This window comes from Methylobacterium sp. UNC300MFChir4.1 (assembly GCF_900110155.1).
Taxonomy (GTDB): domain Bacteria; phylum Pseudomonadota; class Alphaproteobacteria; order Rhizobiales; family Beijerinckiaceae; genus Methylobacterium.
On sequence record NZ_FOCS01000019.1, the window covers coordinates 1 to 21463 of the forward strand.

Here is a 21463-nt window from a genome sequence, read left to right on the forward strand (position 1 = left end):
AAGGCGATGCTCGAGGACATCGCGATCCTGACCAAGGGCCAGATGATCGCCGAGGACCTCGGCATCAAGCTCGAGAACGTGACGCTCCCCATGCTCGGCCGCGCCAAGCGCGTGCGCATCGAGAAGGAGAACACCACGATCATCGACGGCGTCGGCGAGAAGTCCGACATCGAGGGCCGCATCTCGCAGATCAAGGCGCAGATCGAGGAGACCACCTCGGACTACGACCGCGAGAAGCTCCAGGAGCGCCTGGCCAAGCTCGCGGGCGGCGTCGCGGTGATCCGCGTCGGCGGCGCGACCGAGGTCGAGGTGAAGGAGAAGAAGGACCGCGTCGACGACGCCCTCAACGCCACCCGCGCGGCGGTCGAGGAAGGCATCGTCCCGGGCGGCGGCACCGCGCTGCTGCGCGCCAAGAAGGCGGTCGCCGAGCTGAAGTCCGAGATCCCGGACGTGCAGGCCGGCATCAAGATCGTCCTGAAGGCGCTCGAGGCCCCGCTCCGCCAGATCGCCCAGAACGCGGGCGTGGAAGGCTCGATCGTGGTCGGCAAGATCACCGACAACACCTCCTCGGAGACCTTCGGCTTCAACGCCCAGACCGAAGAGTACGTCGACATGATCCAGGCCGGCATCGTCGACCCGGCCAAGGTGGTGCGCACCGCCCTGCAGGACGCGGCCTCGGTCGCCGGCCTGCTGGTGACCACCGAGGCGATGGTCGCCGACGCGCCGAAGAAGGACAGCCCTGCTCCGGCCATGCCGGGCGGCGGCATGGGCGGCATGGACTTCTAAGTCCAAGCCATCCGCTGAGACGAAGGAAGGGGGTCGCCGCGAGGCGGCCCCTTTTCTCTTGGCGCCGGCCTGCCGCGGTGGCCCGCGGGGCGCAGGCCGGTCAGAGGCCGCGACGCGACGCTTCGGCCGCGAGACGCGCCCGCACGGTGGCGATCAAGGATTGCCGGACGTGCTCCGTCGCCTGGAACGGGATATCGAAGTTCAGGCTGTGGTAGATCAGGGATCGGATGCTGTCCTGATCGGGATCGTCCGCGCCTGTCTGCATGAAGTCGAGGATCCAGGCATGGATCGCCGCGTGGTCGGACGTGTCGGGATCCGCGGCGAGGACCAAGTGGCCGCCGTGAATCCAGTCATCGCGCTGGGTTGCGGACACTTCGTCCGATGCAGGCATGACCTCACCTCGCGGCTCTGCCCGGTGCGGCCGGGACGATAGAGTTTTCGCGCGCGCCGATCCCGTTCTCCACCAGCGACCGCGGAGCTTCGACGCCGCGTCACCTGTACGTCGGCGCCTCGCCCGGCCGCGATGTGGCGCGGCGGTCCGGGCGGTGGGCGATCAACAAAAAACGGGACGGCTCGCGCCGTCCCGTTCAGGGGCCTAATTATCGGCCAAGGAAGATCGAAGCCAGTCGCTGGAGCAGGCCCCGCGGTGCGGGCGGAGGCTCGCTCTGCCCAGGACCGTCCCCGATCTAAGCGTTGGCGGCGAAGGGGTGCTGCGCCGAGTTGCGCTGCTCGGTGACCGTCGAGGCCTTCGGCTCGCCGTTCACGGCGCGCTGGATCGACAGCTTGGTGGCCTCGTAGTTGTACTTCTGGATCTTGGCGTCGTCGGCCGCCTCCCAGTGGATGAACACGCCGACCAGGATGTACAGGTCGTCGGCCTCGTCCGCCGGGATGATGCCCTCGGCCACCGCGTCCTGCACGGCCTTGGCAACGCCGTGCTGGGCCGGGCCGAACATCTGGACGGCCTGACGGGCGTCGTTGATGGTGACCTTGTTGAACATCAGAGTGTTCGGCTTGCACGGCAGGTTCGGCGCGATGACCGCGAGCAGGCTGGTGAAGCCGTGCTTGTTGTTCACGAGGCCGTTGCAGAAAGCCGTCTCGGCCGGCGAACCGCGCGGTCCGATGATGAGGTCGATGTGGGCGACCTCGTTGCCGTCGCCGACGAGCGCTTCGCCGACCTGAACCTTGGTGATCTTCGCCATTCGGTGTCTCTCCCTGGATTCCGAAATAGAGCCGCGCGCCGGGCGGTGCCGCGGCCGGGAAGCCATCCTTGTTATCGGCGCCCGACCATGCCGGCCGAGCCGGTTGGGCCGAGCCGGTTGGGCCGGACAGCGCGGCGGACCCTACAGCGGGCCCCTGCGGCTCACAACCCGCGCAAGGCCCTGACACGAAGGAATTTCCATCCGCCCGGCGCTATGGACACCGGATCGTGCACGCGGCTCAGGCCAGCCGGGCGCCGGCGCCCGCGAGCGCGTCCCAGAACAGCGTCGCGACGGTGAAATCCGCGCTCGTGCCGGGATTGATCGACCGCGCCTTCAGCGACGCGTCGAGGGCCAGCAGCGCGTCGACCGGCCGCGCGGCGAGATCGATCCCGGCGAGTGCCGCCTCGACTTCCCGGCGGACGCCCTCGGCCGCGGCCGCGCCGTGCTTGCGCGCGACGTGGCTGTCCGGGACGGCGCGCAGGAAGGCGAGGTGGATCGCGGTCGTGCACCAGGTCGGGTCGAGCCCGGCGGCGCGGGCCTCGCGCAGGGCCGCGAGCCCGATCGCCGGCACGTCCGCGAAACCCGTGACGTAGGCGCGGGCGATCCGGTCCCGGTCGGCGGCCTCCGCCATGGCGTCGCGCAGGGCGCCGGGCGCCGCCTCGGCGACGTCGTGCCGGGCGGCCTCGCCGAGGCCGCCCGGATTCGCGCGGCGGATGCCCGCGAAGACGGCGTCGGAATCCGCGCCGTCCAGCGTGTCGAGCACCGCAGCGACGGTCCGGTCCTCCTCGGCCGCGACCGCGAGCGGCGCGCAGAGCAGCAGGATGCCGAGATTGGTGTTCTGGCCCACCGCCGCCACGGTGGCGGCGACGCCGTCGCGGACCCGCGCCCCGACGCCCGCGCCCGGGCGGGCCAGGGGCGGGGCCGAGACGTCGGCGCTCGTGACGAAATCCGCCAGTACCATGCGGTGGCCGGGCGCGTAGGCGTGGACGTTGCCGGGCTTGAGGGCGTCGAGTTCCGCGAGGCAGGCCGCCCGGTAGAGCGTGCCGATCAGCGCCGCATCGAGGCCGGCCCCGCTCATGCCACCACGAGCCGGGGGCGGCTGGCGCCGCGGGCCGCGGCGAGGAAGCCCCGCACCACCGCGGCGGCGATGTCGGCCTCGCAGACGGTCTGGAGCCCCGACCAGGCCGGCATGGAATTGACCTCGAGGACCGAGAACCCGCCCTCCCCGTCCTCGACGAGGTCGACGCCGGAATAGTCGACCCCGACCGCGGTGGCGGCGGCCTCGGCCAGTTCGGCGGCGGCGCGCGGCATCGCCCAGGGCAGCGGCCGGCCGCCCCTGTGGACGTTGGTGATCCAGCCGTCGCCCTCGCGGATCATGCCGGCGATCGCCCGGCCGTCGCAGACGAACACCCGGTAGTCGCGCCACAGGCCGTCCCGGCGCGGCACGTAGCGCTGGAGGTAGTAGACCCGGGCCACCGCCTCCTCGTCGGGCAGGTCCTCCGGGCGCTCGATCAGGGCGAGCCCCTCCCCCTGCGAGCCGAACAGCGGCTTCAGGACCAGCGGCGCGCCCGGCCGCGCCTCGGCGGCGACCAGGGCCGCGGCCGCCTCGCGCTTCGAGAACACCCAGGTCGCCGGGGTCGGCAAGCCGGCCCGGTCGATCAGCAGCGAGGTCGCCGCCTTGTCGACCGAGCGCTCGATCGCGGTCGGCGCGTTCCAGACGGTGACCCCCGCGGCGACCAGGGCGTGCAGAACGCCGAGCCGCATCGTCGTCGCCTCGAAGGTGCCGCCCGCGATGGTCCGCATCAGCACGCCGTCCGGCAGGGCGTCGGCGAAGCCCGGCACGCGCAGCGGCTCGCCGCCGCCCGTGACCACGGCCACGTCGGCGAGGGAGAACAGCACCGGCTCCACGCCGCTCGCGCGCAGGGCCGCGAGCAGGCGGTTCTTGTGCCAGGTGCCGTTATCGGCCGCGAGCCCGATGCGCATGGGGGTCCTGATGGGGTCCTGATCGTCACGGGCCGCCCGCCTCCGGGGCGGCCCGAGGTTCTGTCGCTCGGTGGATCGGACTGGGGGCCCCGCCGCGCGGGAGGGGCGCCCCGCGTGCCCTCAGGCGAAGGACGCGTCGACCAGCGTCGGCTCCAGGCGGCCGCCGCGGTAGGTGGCGCCGGAGCGCACCGACGTGACGATCGCCTCGGCCGGCGAGAACAGGGCGCCGTCGATCTTGTAGAAGTCGCCGTTCACCCGCGCGAAGATGTCGGCGAAGGGCGCGCCGTGGTCGCTCGAGGTCGTGGAGGGCAATTGCTCGGCGAGCTGCTTGGCGTCGGAATCGTCGGCGTCCACGAAGAGCTGCACGCGCCCGCCGTAGATGATCGCGTCGTTGGTGCGGCCCATCGCCTTGATGAAGTCCGGGTGCGGCGGCGACAGCGGCGCCGAGCCGATCCCGTCCACGATGGCGTGCAGGTCGAAGCCGACCGTGTGCGCCTTGTGGAGGGCGACTTCCAGGACGCGGGCCACGACCTGCGTGGAGCCGGCGAGGCTCTGGGTCGGCGCGAAGATGAAGGTCAAGTCCTCGGGCTTGAGGCCGGAGGCCTCCGCGACCTTGGCGACGACGCTCTCGGGCGGTCCGCCGGCCGCTTCCAGCACGAGGGCGGTCTTGGTGGCGGAATCGCGGAAGCCGAGTTCCTGGTACAGTTCCTCGACGGCCGCCACCGCGCGGCCCGGGCCCGAGCCGAGGGCGAAGAAGCCCGAATCCCCGGTCTCGTCCGCGAGGCTCCAGCCCGCGTACTGGCTGCCGAGGCAGGCGAGCACCGGGTCGGCGGAATGCACCGTTACCGAGTACGGCCAGGACGCGATCGGCCCGCTCGGCGCGATCGTGACGGTGCCGAGGCCGCCGAGGCAGATCTCGGCGATGCGCCGCCCGGCCTCGATCGAGCCCCGCGCTTGCGCGCCGGCATCGACCATGCGGGCGCCGCCGGCGGCCTGCGACACGGAGAGCCGCAGCGTCGCGGCGTCGGCCACGAGCCGCTCGACCAGGGGGCCTGAGAGCGCGTTGATGCTGGGATAGGACGGGCTGGCACTCATGACGGGGCTTCCTCGGGGTGTGTTTTCTTCGCCGCGCAGACGGCCCGCAGGTGTGCCGTCCGCGTTTCCAACAGGGCGAGCACCTCCGCCCGGTCCGCGCCTTCGGCCAGCACCGTGCAGAGCGGCGCGTCGCGGCGGACCACCGAGCCGGGGCACGGGCGGTCGCGCACGCAGTCCGGCCAATCGAGGTCCGGCACAGGCGCAAGCTCACGGTCCGCGTAACAGATCTGCGCGGCCGCCGCACCCGCCGGATGCGGGCCGGGCTCCGGCATCGTGCCGAGGCAGGCGGCGATGTGGGCCGCGAGCAGCGGCGCCCCGCGCCGGTCGAGGACGTCTAGGGTCGCGCCGGGCCTCGGGTTGATCTCCGTGAGCCACCACTCGGTCCCGTCGACCAGCAGGTCGGCGCTGGCGAGGCCGCGCAGGCCCGTCGCGGCGACGATCCGCTCGGTCCCGGCGGCGACGGCCTGCACGACGTGGGCGGGGAGCGCCGGGGATTCGCCGGCGCCGCGGGCGAGCGCCCCGGCGTAACGGAACGGCCGGATCGGCGACGGCGCGCACCATTGCTCGGTGACCGCGAGGACACGGATCGTTCGGCCGTCGGCGAGGACGTTCAGGGCGTGGGGGCGCCCCGGCACGCGCGCCTGGAGATAGTGGCCCGCCGGCGCGGGCGACCGGGTGGCCGGCCGGATGTGGCTGCCGCCGGAACCCCCGATCCGCTTGACCAGCCAGCCCGCGGGGTCCGCCGGCGGCGCGGCTGTCACGGCCGGATGCGGCACGCCGAGGCGCGCGCACAGGGCCGCGAAGGCCACGGGATCCTTCAGGGCGGCGACGGTCTCGGCCGAGGCGCCGATGAGCCGGTGCCGCGCGGAGAGGCGCGCGATCAGGTCGGGCGCGTCCTCGAAGCCGCTGCCCAGGATCAGGCCGACCGGGTTCCCGGCCAGCGCCGCGAGGTCGTCGAGCGCCGCCAGGGTGGCGTCGGCGGCGGGGCCGGTGCCGAAGCGGCCCGGCAGTTGCCGGTAGGCCTCGGCCAGCGCGCGGGTGTCGGAATCGCCGAACAGGTCGGCGACGTAGGGCCGAAGCCCCGCGCGCCGCGCCGCCTCGGCCAGGGTGCGCCCGGCCTGCGCGGCGATCAGGACCGCGTCCGCCATCGGCATCTGGTCCGGGAGCGGCCTAGCCGGCGATCTCCACGGCGAGCTCGTAGGCGTCGCGGAAGTCGAGGCACAGCGGCGTGTCGGAGGCGAGCATCCGATCGAACAGGCGCCGCTGCGTCTTGTACTTCACGTCGCCGACGGCCAGCGCGCCGATGCCGACCCCCTTGCCGCTGGGCAGCGCGACGTCCACCGCGTTGACGTCGATCCCCGCGATGCCGGCGGGCGGCACGGCGTTGACGTCGGACGCCACCAGCAGCTTCGGCGCGGATTTCAGATCCTCCGCGGTGAGGATCGGGATGCCCGCCGGGCCGGCCGAGAGGATGACGTCGGCGTCGCGGATGGCCGCGCGGCGATCGTCGGGCGTCGTGCCGTCGACGGCGCCGACCTCGATGCCGAAGCGCCACTTCATCGTGAAGGCGATCTTCGAGACGCGCTCCTCGCCGTCGTGGCCGACCAGGACGGTGGTCGCGCCCTGCAGGGCGCCGATCACCGCGGCCACGTAGGCGACGACGCCCGCGCCGCCGAAGATCACGATGCGCTTGCCCTTGAGGTCGGTGCTGAACTTCTGCCGCAGGGCGCGGGAGACCTGCGCCACCATGGCGGCGCCGGTGGTGAACGAGCCCGCCGGGTCGGCGAACACGTGGTTCACGAAGGGCGGCACGAAGGCCTTCTTGGCGCGGTCGACCATGTCGAGGGCGTCCTCGGCGTTCTTGCCGCCGATGAAGATGCCCGTCCGCGTCCCGTCGGCCGGCGACCGCGAGAAGATCGAATCCTGCGTCAGGGTGACGACGTCGGCGAGGCTGACCTCCGCGTAGGTCACCACGGTCTCGAAGCCGGCATCCACGGCCATGTTCACGTCGAACGGGCTCATGTGCCGGAGCGGCGTCAGCATGTGGAGGATCGAGCGGGCCATGGAATCCTCGTGCGGCGCGCGAGAGAGGCGCCTTCCCTCCGTCCAAACCCGGAGCGGCGCCCCGGGTCAAGCCCGGGGCGGCCGGCTCACGCCGGACCGGTTACCGAAGCGCCACCGTTTCGGCCCCGGGCGATGACGAACCGGAGGGGGCCGCCCCGGTCGAGGCCGACCACCAGGGCGCGGGCCTCCGCCTCGGACGGGACCAGCGCGAAGCCGGTCGGCCCCCAGGAGGACTGGCCGTAGCCCGCGACGCCCCGCGCGGCGACGCTGGCGAGCGCCTCGGCGACCGCGGGGCTGGCGTAGCGGCCGCCCTGATGGGGCGCGAAATGGTCGCCGATCAGCGTCTGGATCCGGGTGATGCCGGCGCCGAAGCCCTGCGGCTCCGCCAGGGCGACGGCGGGCAGCACCTGCATCAGCGCGATCCGGCAGATCTCGGCCGCCTGCGCCTCGGGAAAGCGCGGCAGGTCGCGGAACGCCTCGACCTCGCGCGTCCCGTGCACGCCGGCCATGCTCGGATCGAGGATCAGGACGATCCGCCAGGCCTCCGGATAGGGCAGGCGCGCGATGACCGGCGGCGGCCCGCCATCCGCGCCGCGGCCGCCGTCGACGATCAGGCCGCCCTCGGTGAAGGCGCACAGGCCGACGCCGGACCGGTTGCCCCGGTCCAGGGTCGCCGCGAAGGCCTCCGCCGCGAAGGGCTCGCCGTTGAGGCGCGCCATCGCGGCCGCCACCGCGAGGGCGAGCTGCGTGCCGGAGCCGAACCCGGCATGGGCCGGGATCACCCGCTCGACATCGATGGCGACGTCCCCGCCGCGCCCGAGATGGGCGGCTGCGGCCTCGACGTAGCCGCGCACCCGGTCGGATTCCGGGCCCGTGACGGTGGGCCGGGCGGCCCGGCGGGCGGTCAAGGCCAGGGACGGCGCGTCGATGGCCAGCCCGATGCTGCCGAAGCGCCGGCCGAGCCCGCCATGCAGGTCCAGGAAGCCGAAATGCAGCCGCGCCGGCGCCTCGACCCGCACGGTACCGTCCGCCGTCGCCTCGTTCCGTTCGGGGACCTCGCCCAACGCTCTTCCCTCGAATCCCGTCTCGAATCCCGCAGGTCCGGCCCCTGCGCGGCGCGCTTGTCACACGCGGCCCGGAACCGGGCAACGTGGACGCGCGCGGATCGTGCCCGCCGACGGCGCAGGACTGATCGATCGCGGAGAGCGCGCGCGGCGGTGAACCGATACCCGCGATTCACTTCCCGACGCGCATCACCGCCGGACCCCCTTGCCGCGGTGCGCGGATGAAGGCAAACCTAGGCCCGCGACGGCGCGCCGAGTTTGCCGCCTGCCCGGACATGCCGGGCGGATGAGCCATTCCGATTCGGTGGGGAACCCTCGGGCTCGAGGGGCACCCGCTTCGTCCGGTCTTACGGCCGTCGCCCGCTCCGAAACCAAGCAAGAACGTTGCGAGAGGGAGCATGGCAGCCTGGGTGAAGGGTGGCGCGACGGACGCGGGCACCGCCATCGAGGCGGCCGCATCCCTCCTCGCCAAAGCGCGCGCGCCGGTGATCGCCGGCCTCAGCGCCGACGTGGCCGCGATCCGCGCGGCCTACGATCTCGCGGGGCGCATCGGCGCCTCCGTCGACACCGCCGGCGCGGCCGGCACCTACGCGGACCTCGGAGCGCTGAGCCGGGTCGGGGCGCTGACCTCGACGCCCGCCGAGGCCGTCGGGCGCGCCGACGTGGTGCTGGTGGTCGGCGCCGCCCCCTGGCAGGCGCCGCTCCTGAAGCGCCTCGTCGACGGCAAGCCCGGCCGCGGTCGGGCCGCCGGGTCGGACCGCACCCTGCTGGCCGTCGGCGCCAACGCCACCGCGTTCCTGTCCTGGCCGGCCGAGGGCGGGCTGACCGAGGCGGTCGGCGTGCTGCGCGCCCACGCCCGCGGCCACCTCGCCGGCGATGATCTCCCCGGCCAGATCGCCGCCCGGCTCGCCGCCGCTCAGTATGGAATCCTCCTCTACGACGCCGCCGAACTCGGCGAGGTCGGCATCGAGATGCTCCAGGGCCTCGCCATGGAGCTCAGCGAGACGACGCGCTGCTTCACCCTCGCGGTCGGCGGCACCGGTCAGGACCGGGCGGTGGTGCCGGTCTCGGCCTGGCTCACCGGGCAGGCGCCGCGCAGCGGCTTCGGGCGCCGCGTGCCCGAGCACGATCCCTGGCGCTTCGACGCCGCCCGGCAGGTCGCCGCCGGCGAGGTCGACGCCGTTCTCTGGCTCGGCGCCGTCCCGGTGTCGCGCCCGGACTGGCTGTCGAGCGTCCCCTCCGTCGCGCTCGTCGCCGACGGTGAGGCCGGGGCCGCCGAGGTGGTGATCGCGGTCGGCCAGCCCGGCCGCGACCACGGCGGCGTGTTGTGGAACGAGCAGCGCGCCGCGCTGACCTTCTGGCCGGCCTCGGCGCCGTCGGATCTGCCGTCGGCCGCGTCGGTGCTGGGCGCCCTGAAGGAGCGCCTGGTCACGGGCCCGGCCGCGTCGAGGAGTGAACCCGCATGCTGAGCGTGATCCGGGGCGGGCGCGTCGTCGATCCGACCGCGTCCCGCGATTCCGTGGGCGACGTCTGGATCGAGGACGGCCGCGTGATCGATCCGCCGGGCCGCGAGCCCGACGCCGTGATCGACGCCGCGGGCTGCGTGGTGATGGCGGGCGGCGTCGAGGTGCACTCGCACATCGCCGGCGGCAACGTGATCACCTCGCGGCTGCTCCTGCCCGACCTCTACGTCAGCGAGGCGGCGCCCGACGGCCATCCCTTCGCCCACGCGGGCGGGGCGGCGGCCTGGATCGGCTCGACCTACGCGCGGATGGGCTACACCACGGCCGTCGAGCCGGCGATGCCGCCGACCCACGCGCTGGGCACGCAGCTCGAACTCGCCGACATCCCGCTGCTCGACCGCGGCGCCCTGACCGTGATGGGCAACGACGACCAGCTCCTGCAGCTCCTGCGCGAGGGCCAGGGCGGCAACGCCGTGCGCGACCTCGTCGCCCTGTCGGTCGCCCAATCGCGCGGCCTCGGGGTCAAGTGCATCAACGCCGGCGGCGCCTCGGCCTTCAAGGACGGGGCCCTGCGCCTGTCGCTCGACGACGAGATCCCCTGCTACGGGCTCTCGACCCGTCAGATCATGGGCTCGCTCCTCGACGCGGTCGAGGAGATCGGCGTCCCGCACCCGCTGCATGTCCACTGCAACAACCTCGGCCTGCCCGGGGCCGACGACAGCTTCATGGCGACGCTGGACGCGGCGGAGGGACGGCGCATCCACTTCGCCCACGCGCAGTTCTACGCCTACGGCGCGGTCGATCCGGCCAATCCCGGCACCGGCGGCTTCCGCTCGGCCGCCGAGCGGATCGCGCAGGCGATCACCGACAACCCGAACGCCACCCTCGATATCGGGCAGGTCGTGTTCGGCCAGACCGTGACGGTGTCCCTCGACATCCTCCGCCAATTCGCCGGCCGGAAGGGCGCCAAGCCGAAGAAGTGGGTCCTCAACGCGGGCGACGCCGAGGGCGGCGGCGTGGTGCCGTTCCTGTACCGGCCCCGGGGCCCGACCAGCTCGCTGCAATGGGCGATCGGCCTGGAGATCATGCTGCTCTCCACCGACCCGGAGCGGACGATCCTGACCACCGATCACCCGAACGGCGGCCCGTTCACACAGTATCCCCGCATCATCCACCTGCTGATGGACAAGTCGGAGCGCGACCGCGAGATCGCGACGCTGCCGAGCGTGGTCGGCGAGCGGTCGAGCCTCCCCGGGCTGGAGCGCGAGTACACGCTCTCGGAGATCGCGCAGCTGACCCGGTCCGGACCGGCGAAGCTCCTCGGCCTCGCCGACCGCGGCCACCTGCGGGCCGGCGCCCGGGCCGACGTCGCGGTCTACCGCGACGACGCGAACCGCACCGCGATGTTCACCGCCGCCAAGCTCGTCCTCAAGGACGGCGTGCCGATCGTCGAAGACGGCGAGGTCGTGGAGTGGCGCGCCGGCCGCACGCTGTCGCTGACCGTCGAGTCCGACAAGGCCATGGCGAAGCGCGCCGACACCTACCTCACGGAGCGGTTCGGCGAGGGCCTCGACAGCTTCGCCGTGCCCGACGCGGCCTTCGGCGAGGGCCGGGAGAACTTCGAGGCGGTGCCATGCCGGGCGTGATCAGCGGGGCGAGCCGCGGGAAGTACGATGTCTGACCTCACCCTCAACGGCATCCCGGTCGTCGACACCTTCGCGGAGGCGTTCGACGTGGCCGGCACGGCCATCATCGTCACGAACGACACCGCCAAGTGGGCGATGATCGCCGCGACCACGATGACCGGCTTCGCCACCTCGGTGATCGGCTGCGGCGCCGAGGCCGGCATCGACGCCGAGCTGTCGCCCGAGGAGACGCCGGACGGGCGGCCGGGCGTGCGCATCCTGCTGTTCGGCTTCGAGCCGAACGGCCTCAAGGACCAGCTGATCAAGCGCGTCGGCCAGTGCATCCTCACCTGTCCGGGCACCGCCTGCTACGCGGGCGTCGACGGGCCGACCAAGATCAAGCTCGGCGGCGCGATCCGGTACTTCGGCGACGGCTTCGCGGTGGCCAAGCGCCTGCCCGACGCCACCGGCAAGGCCCGGCGCTACTGGCGCATCCCGGTGATGGACGGCGAGTTCCTCTGCGAGGATTCGGTCCGGGCCGTCGACGGCGCGGTCGGCGGCGGCAACCTGCTGTTCCTCGGGCGCAATCACGCCGAGACGCTGAAGGTCGCCGAGATCGCCGTCGAGGCCGCCAAGGCGGTCCCGGGCGCGATCCTGCCGTTCCCGGGCGGCATCGTCCGCTCCGGCTCCAAGGTCGGCGGCCGGACCAAGGGCATGATGGCCTCGACGAACGACGCCTACTGCCCGACCCTGAAGGGCCGCGCCGGCTCGGCGCTCCCGGCCGAGTGCGGCGTGGTGCTGGAGATCGTGATCGACGCCCTCACCTCGCAGGGCGTGTCCGACTCGATGCGCGCCGGCCTGCACGCCGCCACCGAGATCGGCGGCAAGCACGGGCTGATCGCCGTCACGGCCGGCAATTACGGCGGCAATCTCGGCCGCCACCACTACCACCTGCGCGACCTGATCGCGCGCGACAGCGCCAAGCCGGAGGGCTGAGCCGTGAGCACCCTCACCCTGCGCGCGGCCCCGCCCGAGCGCCTGGACCTCCTGAACGTCAACCCGCGGGCGCTCAGCCGCCTGTCCCAGGGCGAGGCCGAGCGCCTCGAGATCGGGACGACCCGGACCGGCGTGCGCCTCGGCGACTGCTTCGCGGTCGCGCTGGACGGCTCCGACACCCTGACCATCGAGGGCGGCCACGAGCGCCTCGACCGGGTCGGAGCGTCGCTGTCCGAAGGTACGATCCGGGTGACCGGCGATGTCGGCCAGCGCCTCGGCGCCGGCATGGCGGGCGGCAGCCTGACCGTCACCGGCCATGCCGGACCTTACGCAGCCTCCGGCGCCACCGGCGGCACGATCACCGTCGAGGGCGATGCCGGGGACTATGCCGGTGGCGCGGTCTACGCCGCGAAGGCCGGCCTCGACGGCGCGACGCTGATCATCCGCGGCAGCGCCGGCGCCCATCTCGGCGACCGGATGCGGCGCGGGACGATCGTGGCCGGGCGCGCGGGCGCCTTCGCGGGCTCGCGCATGATCGCCGGCACCCTGGCGGCGCTCGCCGTGGGCGATCATCCCGGCTTCGGCATGCGCCGCGGGACGCTCCTCGTCGGCAGCCACGGCCGGATGTCGCCGACCTTCGTGGAGACCGGGACGCACGACCTCGTGTTCCTGCGGCTGCTGGCCAAGGCCCTGCGCGGCCTGAGCGCCGAGCACGCCGACCTCCTCGGCAAGCCGCTGCGCCGCTACTCCGGCGACCTCGCGACGATCGCCAAGGGCGAGATCTGGGTCGCGGCCTGACGCCGCCTGGGCAAGGGGCGTGGACGCGTCCTATGCTCCCCGCCAAGCCGGCCCGCACGAGGCCGGCAGCCCGGGGAGGCGCCCATGCTGCTTCTGCTGTCGATCTGTCTCGTCGCCCAGCCCTCGACCTGCCGCGAGGACCGGATCGAGATGTCCTTCGAGAAATCGAGCCCCTTCGTGTGCCTGCGCAACTCGCAGAGCGCGCTCGCGACGTGGCAGGCGGCGCATCCGGAATGGCACGTGGAGCGCTGGCGCTGCGCCGCGAAGGGCAGCCTGCCGAAGGACCTGTGACGGGACCTTGGTTCGGCGCCCCGGCGGTGCCATGCTCGGGCCCGCCGGCACGGCGGGATTGAGGGCGGGACGGGGACGATGCGCTCGCTGAAGGTCCGCTTTGCGCTGCTGCTCGGCGGCACCGCCATCGTGGTGGTGCTGGCCGCCGCGGCCGCGCTGGCGGCGATCGGGGCGGCGGAGCGCACCGTCGACCGGACCCTCGAGGCCCAGCGGCGTCTCGAGCTGCTGGCCGAGCTGTCCGGCCGCCTCACGCAGTTCGGTCTCGCGGCGGTGGAGACCGTCGGCAATCCCGATGGCCAGCCCGAGGCGATGGCGATCGCCCGCGACAACGCCGACCGCGCCCTGACCACCGTGGACGAGGCGCTCGCCAAGAGCTTCCCGCCGAGCGACGACCCGGCCGACCGGATGCAGTACGCCGCCCGCACCCGCCCCATGGCGCAGCTGCGCGCGGCGCGCGCCGTGCTGGACCGGCAGGTGTCGCTGATCAGCCGCCAGACCGAGCCGGAGCGGCGTCAGGACGCGATCAAGGGCGCGCTCAACGGTTTCGGTGCCATGACCGGCCAGCCGCTCTCGTTCCTGATCGAGGCCGAGCGGCGCAGCATGGCGCTCGGCTCCGAGGAGGCCCGGGCGCTCTCGGAGCGCCTGCGGGTGGCGGCCGCCGCCGCGGTGGCCGCGGCCCTCGTGCTGCTGGCGATCCTCTACCGCGGCGTCACCCGGCCGACCCTGGCCCGCATCGAGGAGGTCCGCCGCGCCGCGAGCGCCATCGGCCACGGCGCCCTGGACACGCGCCTCTCCGTCGCCACGCGGGACGAGCTCGGCCTGCTCATGACCAACGTCAACCGCATGGCCGCCCGCCTCGCCCGGCGGGAATCGCGGGTCGCGGCCGACCGGGCGGCGCTGGAGGACACCGTGGCGGCCCGCACCGCCGATCTGCGCGCCGCCAACGCCCGGCTCGAGGCCGTCGATCAGTCCCGCCGCCGCTTCTTCGCCGATGTCAGCCACGAACTGCGCACGCCACTGACGGTGATCCTGGGCGAGTGCGACCTCGCCCTGCGCGGTGCGTCCCGGGGCACCGATCCGGGACCGGTCTTCGCGACGATCAAGAAGCGGGCGCAGCGCCTCAAGCTGCGCGTCGAGGACCTGCTGCGCGTCGCGCGCTCGGAATCCGGCGAGATCGCGTTCGACAAGCGCCGCCTGGGGCTCGCCCAGGTCCTGGCGGAGGCCGTGGACAACATGAGCTCCGAGGCGGCGCGGCGCCGGGTGGGCCTCACCCTCCATCCCGGCACCCGCGACGTCGAGAGCCTCGCCGACCGCGAGTGGATGCGCCAGACGGTCGAGAGCCTCGTCGACAACGCGCTCCGCCACGCCGCCGGTCTCACCCGGGTCGAGGTCGCCCTGGCGGCAGGGCCCGGGCCGGTCGGACGGATCACCATCACGGATGACGGACCGGGCTTCGGCGCGTCGGAGGACGCGCTGTTCGAGCGCTTCAAGCGCGGCTCGGGCGCCGGGCCGGACGAGACCGGGTTCGGCATCGGGCTCGCGCTCGCGCGGTGGATCGTGGAGCAGCACGGCGGCACGATCCGGCTCGGCCCCGGGCCGGACGGGCGCGGGGCCCGGGTCACCCTGGACATCCCGGCCTGCGATCCGGCATGGGAGACGGGCCCGGTCGACGGCGCTGCCGTTGGCGCCCAAGTGGGCGCCCAACTGGGCGCGCAGGTGAAGGAGTCGGCCGCATGACGCGGATCCTGATCGTCGAGGACGATATCGACATCCGCGGCCTCCTCGCCCGGGGTCTCGAGGCCGAGGGATTCGAGGTCGGGACGGCGGCCTGCGTCGACGAGGCCCTGAAGGCGGCCCACGACCCGGCCCCCGGCGCGGTGCTGCTCGACATCAACCTCCCGGACGGTTCGGGCCACGACGTCTGCCGGTCCCTGCGCGAGGGTGGCTTCCCGGGCGCGATCCTGTTCCTCTCGGCCCGCGACGAGATCCGCGACCGGGCCGAGGGCCTGGCGCTCGGCGCCGACGACTACATCATCAAGCCCTTCGAGTTCGACGAGCTGGTCGCGCGCCTGCGGACCCACCTGATGCGCCGCGAGCAGGCGGAGGCGCCGCGCTCGCGCATCACCGCCGGCAAGCTGATGCTCGACCTCGAGACCCGGCAGGCGAGCTGCGGCGAGGCGAGCGCCCGCCTCACGCCCCGCGAGGCCGACCTGCTGGCCATGCTGATGGAGAATATCGGCAAGCCGGTCTCGCGCGCCGACATCTTCGACCGGCTGTGGGCGAGCCAGGGCGGGCTCTCCCTCAACGTGGTCGACGTCTATATCGGCTACCTGCGCTCCAAGATGGCCGATTTCGTGCGCTACGGCGGGCCCGGCCTCGTCACCGTGCGGGGTAAAGGATTCATGCTGGAACTGCGCGGTCCCGACTTCCGCCAGTAGGCCCCTGTACTTTAGTCGCAGGCCCGCCCATTTCGTGATGGTTTCCGGACGCTTAGGAAGTCTCTCACGAAAAATTTGGGAGGATCCGGCAACTTAGTGCTTGAAGCCCGCGCGTGAATCGTCGATACCTCTCCGGCGCCGGAAATGAGAGCGCCATCAGTGTCTTAGGGTCCTCTTAGGAACCGCGTGACACTCGGTGTAGATGTTGCCTGAGGAGAAACACCATGAAGTGGGCTGCCCCGATCGTGTCCGAGATCTGCGTCGGTATGGAAGTGACGAGCTACGAGTCGGCCGAGATCGACACCTTCAACTGAGTTTCACGGGCCGGGGATCTCGGGAGCCGCACCATGCGCGTCGTGATCCTCGGTTCCGCGGCCGGCGGCGGCCTTCCCCAGTGGAATTGCCGCTGCCCCATCTGCACGCTGGCGCGGTCCGAGCCGGACCGGGTGCGGCCCCGGACCCAGTCGAGCATCGCGGTCTCCGCGGACGGGTCGGATTGGCTGCTGATCAACGCCTCGCCGGACATCCGGCAACAGCTCTTCGACAATGCGCAGATGCATCCGCGCGAGGGTCTGCGCCACTCGCCGATCCGCGCCGTGCTCCTGACCAACGGCGACGTCGACCATGTCGCGGGCCTCCTGACCCTGCGCGAAGGTCAGCCCTACACGCTCTACGGCACGCGCGGGATCCTCGATTCGGTCAACGCCAATCGCGTCTTCGACGTGATGGCCGAGGGCGTCGTCGCCCGTCAGCCGATCGGCATGGACCAACGCTTCGAGCCCCTCCCCGGCCTAGCAATCACCCTCTTCCCGGTTCCCGGCAAGGTGCCGCTCTGGCTGGAGGACGAGACCATGCAGATCGGCGCCGAGACCGAGACCACGGTCGGCGCCCTGATCGAGGCCGATGGCCGGCGCCTCGCCTACATTCCCGGATGTGCCCGGGTGACGGACGGTCTGCGCGCGCGGATCGCCGGCGTGGACGCGCTGCTCTTCGACGGGACCGTCCTGCACGACGACGACATGATCCGGGCCGGCGTCGGCACCAAGACCGGCTGGCGCATGGGCCACGTGCCGATGCGCGGCGAGAACGGCTCGATCGAGGCCCTGGCTTCGGTCGAGATCGGGCGCCGCGTCTTCGTGCACATCAACAACACGAACCCGGTCCTGGTCGAGGGCTCGCCGGAGCGGGCCGATGTCGAGGCGGCCGGCTGGACCGTGGCGCATGACGGGCTGGGTCTGACGCTCTAGCACGCCGCGCCGACGGCCTGCCGGATCGCGGCGCCGCGGCCGAATGCGCGACCGACGGTCGCCGTGGACGGTTGGGCGCCCGGGGGGACGGCACTATATCGTGGCTGAGCCCGGACAGTCGCCCCGCGCACGAGGGCGGGATCGGAACACAGGAAACGCGACCTGAGGACGGACGCCGGACACGCCATGAACGCCATTTTCCCGACCCCCGATGCCGCCGACAGCCAGCGTCTCCTGAGTCCCGAGGAACTGGAAGCGGCTCTGCGCGACATCGGCGCGCGCCGCTACCACAACCTGCACCCATTCCACCGGCTGCTGCACGACGGCAAGCTGTCGAAGGACCAGGTCCGGGCCTGGGCGCTGAATCGCTACTACTACCAGGCGATGATTCCTGTGAAGGACGCCGCCGTGCTGGCGCGGATGACCGACGCGTCGCTGCGGCGGATCTGGCGCCAGCGGATCGTCGACCACGACGGCGACCACGAGGGTGACGGCGGCATCGAGCGCTGGCTCAAGCTGGCCGAGGGCGTCGGCTTCGACCGCGACTACGTGCTGTCGACCCGCGGCATCCTGTCGGCCACGAAGTTCTCGGTCGAGGCTTACGTCCACTTCGTTTCCGAGCGGACGCTCCTGGAGGCGATCGCCTCGTCGCTGACCGAGATGTTCTCGCCGACGATCATCTCCGAGCGCGTTGCCGGGATGCTGAAGAACTACGACTTCATCACCAAGGATACGCTGGCCTATTTCGACAAGCGCCTGACTCAGGCGCCGCGGGACGCGGACTTCGCCCTGGACTACGTCAAGCAACACGCCACGACGCCGGAGCTGCAGCGGCAGGCGATGGCGGCGCTGACGTTCAAGTGCACCGTGCTGTGGACGCAGCTCGACGCCCTGTACTTCGCCTACGTGGCCCCCGGCATGGTCCCGCCGGACGCGTGGCAGCCCGGCGAGGGTCTGGTGGCCGGGGCGTCTCAGGCCAAGCCGGGAGCGGCTGGCGGGAAGATGGCGGCCGGCGACCGACCGCGGCTGCCGCGCGGCGTCCGGCTGCGCAACGACGAGACCCGCGGCAAGTGGGTCCTGCTCGCCCCCGAGCGCACCTTCGACCTCGACGACAACGCCGTGGCGGTCCTGAAGCTCGTGGACGGCGCGCGGAGCGTCGCCGACATCGCGGACGAGCTGGGCAAGACCTACGCGGCTGATCCCCGCGCCATCGAGGCCGACATCCTGGTGATGCTCGACGGCCTCGCGGAGAAACGGGTTCTCGAGCGATGAACGCGCTGACGCCGAACCGCCCCGACGCGCCGGCCCCGGTCGGTCTGCTCGCCGAGCTGACCCATCGCTGCCCGCTGCGCTGCCCGTACTGCTCGAACCCGCTGGAGCTCGACCGCCGGTCGGGCGAGCTCGACACGCAGACGTGGCAGCGCGTGCTCGGGGAGGCGGCGGCGCTCGGCGTCCTGCACGTGCACCTGTCCGGCGGCGAGCCGACGGCGCGCAACGACATCGTCGAGATCACCAAGACCTGCGCCGATCTCGGCCTGTACTCGAACCTGATCACATCCGGCGTCGGCGGGGCGCTGGGCAAGCTGCAGGCGCTCTACGACGTCGGGCTCGACCACGTGCAGCTGTCGGTGCAGGGCGTCGACGCGCAGAACGCCGAGAAGATCGGCGGCCTGAAGAACGCGCAGCCGCAGAAGTTCGAGTTCGCTGCCAAGGTGGTCGAGCTCGGCCTGCCCCTCACGCTGAATTCGGTGATCCACCGCGGCAACATCCACGAGGTGGCGGGCTTCATCGATCTCGCGGTGAAGATGGGCGCCAAGCGGCTCGAGGTGGCGCACACGCAGTATTACGGCTGGGCCTACGTCAACCGCGCGGCCCTGATGCCCGACAAGGCGCAGGTGGACGAATCGATCCGGATCGTCGAGGCGGCCCGTGAGCGCCTGAAGGGCCAGCTCGTCATCGACCTCGTCGTGCCCGACTATTACGCGAAGTACCCGAAGGCCTGCGCGGGCGGCTGGGGCCGCAAGCTGATGAACGTCACGCCCCAGGGCAAGGTCCTGCCCTGCCACGCCGCCGAGACGATCCCGGGGCTGGAGTTCTGGAACGTCAACGACCGCTCGCTCGGCGAGATCTGGCGCGACTCGCCGGCCTTCACGGCCTATCGCGGCACCGACTGGATGAAGGAGCCCTGCCGCTCCTGCGACCGGCGCGAGAAGGACTGGGGCGGCTGCCGCTGCCAGGCGCTCGCGCTCGCCGGCGACGCGGCCGCCACGGATCCGGCCTGCTCGCTCTCGCCGCTCCACGCCAAGGTGCGGGCGCTGGCCACCGAGGAGGCGGCCGAGAACCCGCCCGACTACGTCTACCGGACGATCGGCAGCAACGTCCGGTCGCCGCTCAAGGAGGAAGTGAACTCGTGAGAAGTCTTGTCGTGAGGGTCCTCGCCGCGACGTCGGTCGCGCTGGCTCTGGCCGCGCTGCCGGCCCTCGCCGAGGACGCGCCGAAGCCCGCCACCGTCACCCCGGCGAACGCCGCCGCCCCGCCCTCCGCGGCGGATCTGCTGTTCGACCAGCCGCACATGAAGAACACGGCCGCGGGCTCGACGCTGACCTACGATTACCTGCGCCGCTCGGGGATCTCGAAGGGGCCGTTCGGGGCGCCGCTCGAGGACACGATCCAGCTCAAGGTGGCGCCCGGGAAGACCGCCGAGGGTCGCGATATCAGCGTCGTGATGTTCTCCGGGCTGAACCGGATGCCGGCCGGCCCGTTCGAGGACATGGCGGGCAACCCGGTCGTCTCGCTCTTCCTCGAGAACCATCTCCGGGCCGTCGCGAAGGTGCTGGAGGCGAACCCGCGCTACCTCAAGCTCGCGATCCGCAAGGGCCTGCGCGAGAAGGCGACCGTCACGCCGACCAAGGTGGATATCGGCGGCCGCGAGGTCGACGGCTGGCGCGTGGTCACGAAGCCGTTCGCGGGCGACTCGATGGCGCAGCGCATGCGCGGCATGGACGACATGACCTATACCTTCGTGACCGCGCCCTCGGTCCCGGGCGAGATCGTCTCGATCGAGGCGTCGTCGAAGAGCCCCGACGGCGGCGAACTGCTTGAGGAGAAGCTGAGCTATGATCAGAAGGCTGGCTGAACGGGGCGCGCTGGCCGCCCTCGCCCTCACGCTGTCGGGCCTGACCGGCTGGGCCGCCGAGGAGAACGATTACCCGACCGACGCGCGGGTCGACTACGTGTTCGGCTGCATGGCCGCCAACGGCCAGACCCGCGAGAGCCTGCAGAAATGCTCGTGCTCGCTGGACCAGCTCGCCGCGATCCTCCCCTACGACAAGTACGTTCAGGCGAGCACGGTGCTCTCGATGCGGCAGGGCATCGGCAACCGGGCGAACGAGTTCAAGTCGACCAAGATCTTCGACGACAAGGTCGCGGAGCTGCGCCGCGCCCAGGCCGAGGCCGAGATCCGCTGCTACCACGGCTGACGGGCAGGTCTGAGCCGCACGGCGAGGCCGGCGTTGCGCCGGCCTCCCGATTCGCGCACACCGGCTCCCGAACCGCGCTCGTGAACGGGACCCGCCTGTGACCCCCTCATCCCGCCTGTCCGACCTGCTGCCGGCGCTCGGCGGCCGCACGCTGGTCATGGGCATCCTCAACGTCACGCCCGATTCCTTCTCCGACGGCGGGCTGTTCGCCGGGGAGGCCGAGGCCGTGGCCCAGGCCGAGCGGCTGGTCGCCGAGGGGGCGGCGATCCTCGACGTCGGCGGGGAATCGACGCGGCCCGGCCACGTTCCGGTCCCCGCCGAGGAGGAGCAGGCGCGCGTCGTGCCGGTCGTCCGGGCCGTGGCGCCGCGGCTGCCGGTGCCGATCTCGATCGACACCTACAAGGCCTCGACGGCGCGCGCCGCGCTCGAGGCCGGCGCGCGGATCGTGAACGACGTCTGGGGCCTCCAGCGCGAGCCCGACATCGCCAACGTCGCGGCCGCCCACGGCGCGCCGGTCATCATCATGCACAACCGCGAGACGATCGAGCCGGAGCTCGACATCGTCGCCGACATGCTGGCCTTCTTCGAGCGGTCCCTCGCGATCGCCCACCGGGCGGGCCTCGCGGATTCCGAGATCGTGCTCGACCCGGGGGTCGGGTTCGGCAAGACCTGGAACCAGCATCTCGAGGCGCTGCGGCGGCTGCCCGAGATCCGCGCCCTCGGCTTTCCGGTCCTCGTCGGCGTCTCGCGCAAGTCGCTCCTCGGACGCCTGCACGACCGCGAGACCCGTCCGGCGGACCGCCTGCACGGGTCCCTCGCCGCCCACGCCGTCGCGGCGACCCTCGGGGCCGACATCGTGCGCGTGCACGACGTGGCCGCGCATATCGACGCGATGCGCGTCGTCGACGCCGTGATGCGGCCGGAGGCGCGCTGAG

At 72.5% G+C, this 21463-nt stretch carries 23 protein-coding genes; 15 read left to right on the top strand and 8 right to left on the bottom strand.

Annotated elements, in window-relative coordinates:
• Positions 1 to 786, top strand: a 786-nt coding sequence (groEL, locus tag BMY19_RS22000) for a chaperonin GroEL (protein WP_139215661.1), incomplete at its 5' end; no start/stop codon positions are given.
• A gap of 100 nt (positions 787 to 886) precedes the next feature.
• Here groEL and BMY19_RS22005 read toward each other — a convergent pair.
• From BMY19_RS22005 to BMY19_RS22040, 8 genes are all read right to left on the bottom strand, one after another.
• Positions 887 to 1177, bottom strand: a complete 291-nt coding sequence (locus tag BMY19_RS22005; RefSeq protein ID WP_100252936.1) for a hypothetical protein — start codon at positions 1175 to 1177, stop codon at positions 887 to 889.
• Between the two features lie 295 nt (positions 1178 to 1472).
• Positions 1473 to 1985: a 5,6,7,8-tetrahydromethanopterin hydro-lyase gene (gene fae / locus BMY19_RS22010; RefSeq protein WP_012317540.1), complete on the bottom strand. Its 513-nt coding sequence runs from the start codon at positions 1983 to 1985 to the stop codon at positions 1473 to 1475.
• 238 nt (positions 1986 to 2223) lie between these two features.
• A complete protein-coding gene (locus BMY19_RS22015) occupies positions 2224 to 3063 on the bottom strand; it encodes a triphosphoribosyl-dephospho-CoA synthase (RefSeq protein ID WP_100252937.1) in 840 nt (279 codons plus the stop codon).
• Positions 3060 to 3968 carry an ATP-grasp domain-containing protein gene (locus BMY19_RS22020; RefSeq protein ID WP_100252938.1) on the bottom strand — a complete coding sequence of 303 codons (909 nt, stop codon included), beginning with the start codon at positions 3966 to 3968 and terminating at the stop codon, positions 3060 to 3062. Before BMY19_RS22020 ends, BMY19_RS22015 begins: the two co-directional genes overlap by 4 nt.
• Before the next feature lie 120 nt (positions 3969 to 4088).
• On the bottom strand, positions 4089 to 5063 hold the full coding sequence (gene mch, locus BMY19_RS22025; RefSeq protein WP_100252939.1) for a methenyltetrahydromethanopterin cyclohydrolase: 975 nt from the start codon (positions 5061 to 5063) through the stop codon (positions 4089 to 4091).
• Complete coding sequence (locus BMY19_RS22030) at positions 5060 to 6211, bottom strand: ATP-grasp domain-containing protein (RefSeq protein WP_100252999.1); 1152 nt, start codon at positions 6209 to 6211, stop codon at positions 5060 to 5062. The genes mch and BMY19_RS22030 overlap by 4 nt, the downstream gene beginning before the upstream one ends.
• A 22-nt stretch (positions 6212 to 6233) precedes the next feature.
• On the bottom strand, positions 6234 to 7127 hold the full coding sequence (locus tag BMY19_RS22035) for an NAD(P)-dependent methylenetetrahydromethanopterin dehydrogenase (protein ID WP_100252940.1): 894 nt from the start codon (positions 7125 to 7127) through the stop codon (positions 6234 to 6236).
• A gap of 86 nt (positions 7128 to 7213) precedes the next feature.
• Complete coding sequence (locus tag BMY19_RS22040; protein WP_100252941.1) at positions 7214 to 8191, bottom strand: beta-ribofuranosylaminobenzene 5'-phosphate synthase family protein; 978 nt, start codon at positions 8189 to 8191, stop codon at positions 7214 to 7216.
• Between the two features lie 398 nt (positions 8192 to 8589).
• Between BMY19_RS22040 and BMY19_RS22045 the strand changes: the two genes are divergently transcribed.
• The 14 genes from BMY19_RS22045 to folP all read left to right on the top strand — a co-directional run bounded on the left by BMY19_RS22045 (position 8590) and on the right by folP (position 21462).
• Positions 8590 to 9660: a molybdopterin-binding domain-containing protein gene (locus BMY19_RS22045; protein WP_100252942.1), complete on the top strand. Its 1071-nt coding sequence runs from the start codon at positions 8590 to 8592 to the stop codon at positions 9658 to 9660.
• On the top strand, positions 9654 to 11300 hold the full coding sequence (locus tag BMY19_RS22050) for a formylmethanofuran dehydrogenase subunit A (RefSeq protein WP_100252943.1): 1647 nt from the start codon (positions 9654 to 9656) through the stop codon (positions 11298 to 11300). Before BMY19_RS22045 ends, BMY19_RS22050 begins: the two co-directional genes overlap by 7 nt.
• 27 nt (positions 11301 to 11327) lie before the next feature.
• Positions 11328 to 12275, top strand: coding sequence for a formylmethanofuran--tetrahydromethanopterin N-formyltransferase (gene fhcD / locus BMY19_RS22055; protein WP_020091835.1), 948 nt, complete (start codon positions 11328 to 11330; stop codon positions 12273 to 12275).
• A gap of 3 nt (positions 12276 to 12278) precedes the next feature.
• Positions 12279 to 13073, top strand: coding sequence for a formylmethanofuran dehydrogenase subunit C (locus BMY19_RS22060; RefSeq protein ID WP_056521171.1), 795 nt, complete (start codon positions 12279 to 12281; stop codon positions 13071 to 13073).
• Positions 13074 to 13157: 84 nt separating this feature from the next.
• Entirely contained in the window at positions 13158 to 13364 is a 207-nt protein-coding gene (locus BMY19_RS22065) for a hypothetical protein (protein WP_012317529.1), read from the top strand.
• A gap of 78 nt (positions 13365 to 13442) precedes the next feature.
• On the top strand, positions 13443 to 15101 hold the full coding sequence (locus BMY19_RS22070; RefSeq protein WP_100252944.1) for a sensor histidine kinase: 1659 nt from the start codon (positions 13443 to 13445) through the stop codon (positions 15099 to 15101).
• The gene (locus tag BMY19_RS22075; protein WP_020091831.1) at positions 15098 to 15802 is read left to right on the top strand and encodes a response regulator transcription factor; all 705 of its coding nucleotides are present in this window, start codon (positions 15098 to 15100) and stop codon (positions 15800 to 15802) included. Before BMY19_RS22070 ends, BMY19_RS22075 begins: the two co-directional genes overlap by 4 nt.
• A gap of 224 nt (positions 15803 to 16026) precedes the next feature.
• Entirely contained in the window at positions 16027 to 16116 is a 90-nt protein-coding gene (gene pqqA / locus BMY19_RS22080) for a pyrroloquinoline quinone precursor peptide PqqA (RefSeq protein ID WP_012317526.1), read from the top strand.
• 33 nt (positions 16117 to 16149) lie between these two features.
• Entirely contained in the window at positions 16150 to 17049 is a 900-nt protein-coding gene (gene pqqB / locus BMY19_RS22085) for a pyrroloquinoline quinone biosynthesis protein PqqB (protein WP_100252945.1), read from the top strand.
• 186 nt (positions 17050 to 17235) lie between these two features.
• A complete protein-coding gene (gene pqqC, locus BMY19_RS22090) occupies positions 17236 to 18321 on the top strand; it encodes a pyrroloquinoline-quinone synthase PqqC (RefSeq protein ID WP_100252946.1) in 1086 nt (361 codons plus the stop codon).
• Complete coding sequence (gene pqqE, locus BMY19_RS22095) at positions 18318 to 19463, top strand: pyrroloquinoline quinone biosynthesis protein PqqE (RefSeq protein WP_056521179.1); 1146 nt, start codon at positions 18318 to 18320, stop codon at positions 19461 to 19463. Before pqqC ends, pqqE begins: the two co-directional genes overlap by 4 nt.
• Before the next feature lie 11 nt (positions 19464 to 19474).
• A complete protein-coding gene (locus BMY19_RS22100) occupies positions 19475 to 20185 on the top strand; it encodes a hypothetical protein (protein ID WP_244534977.1) in 711 nt (236 codons plus the stop codon).
• Positions 20166 to 20528, top strand: coding sequence for a hypothetical protein (locus tag BMY19_RS22105; RefSeq protein WP_091978084.1), 363 nt, complete (start codon positions 20166 to 20168; stop codon positions 20526 to 20528). Before BMY19_RS22100 ends, BMY19_RS22105 begins: the two co-directional genes overlap by 20 nt.
• 97 nt (positions 20529 to 20625) lie before the next feature.
• On the top strand, positions 20626 to 21462 hold the full coding sequence (folP, locus tag BMY19_RS22110) for a dihydropteroate synthase (protein ID WP_091678353.1): 837 nt from the start codon (positions 20626 to 20628) through the stop codon (positions 21460 to 21462).
• Position 21463: the final 1 nt, after the last annotated feature.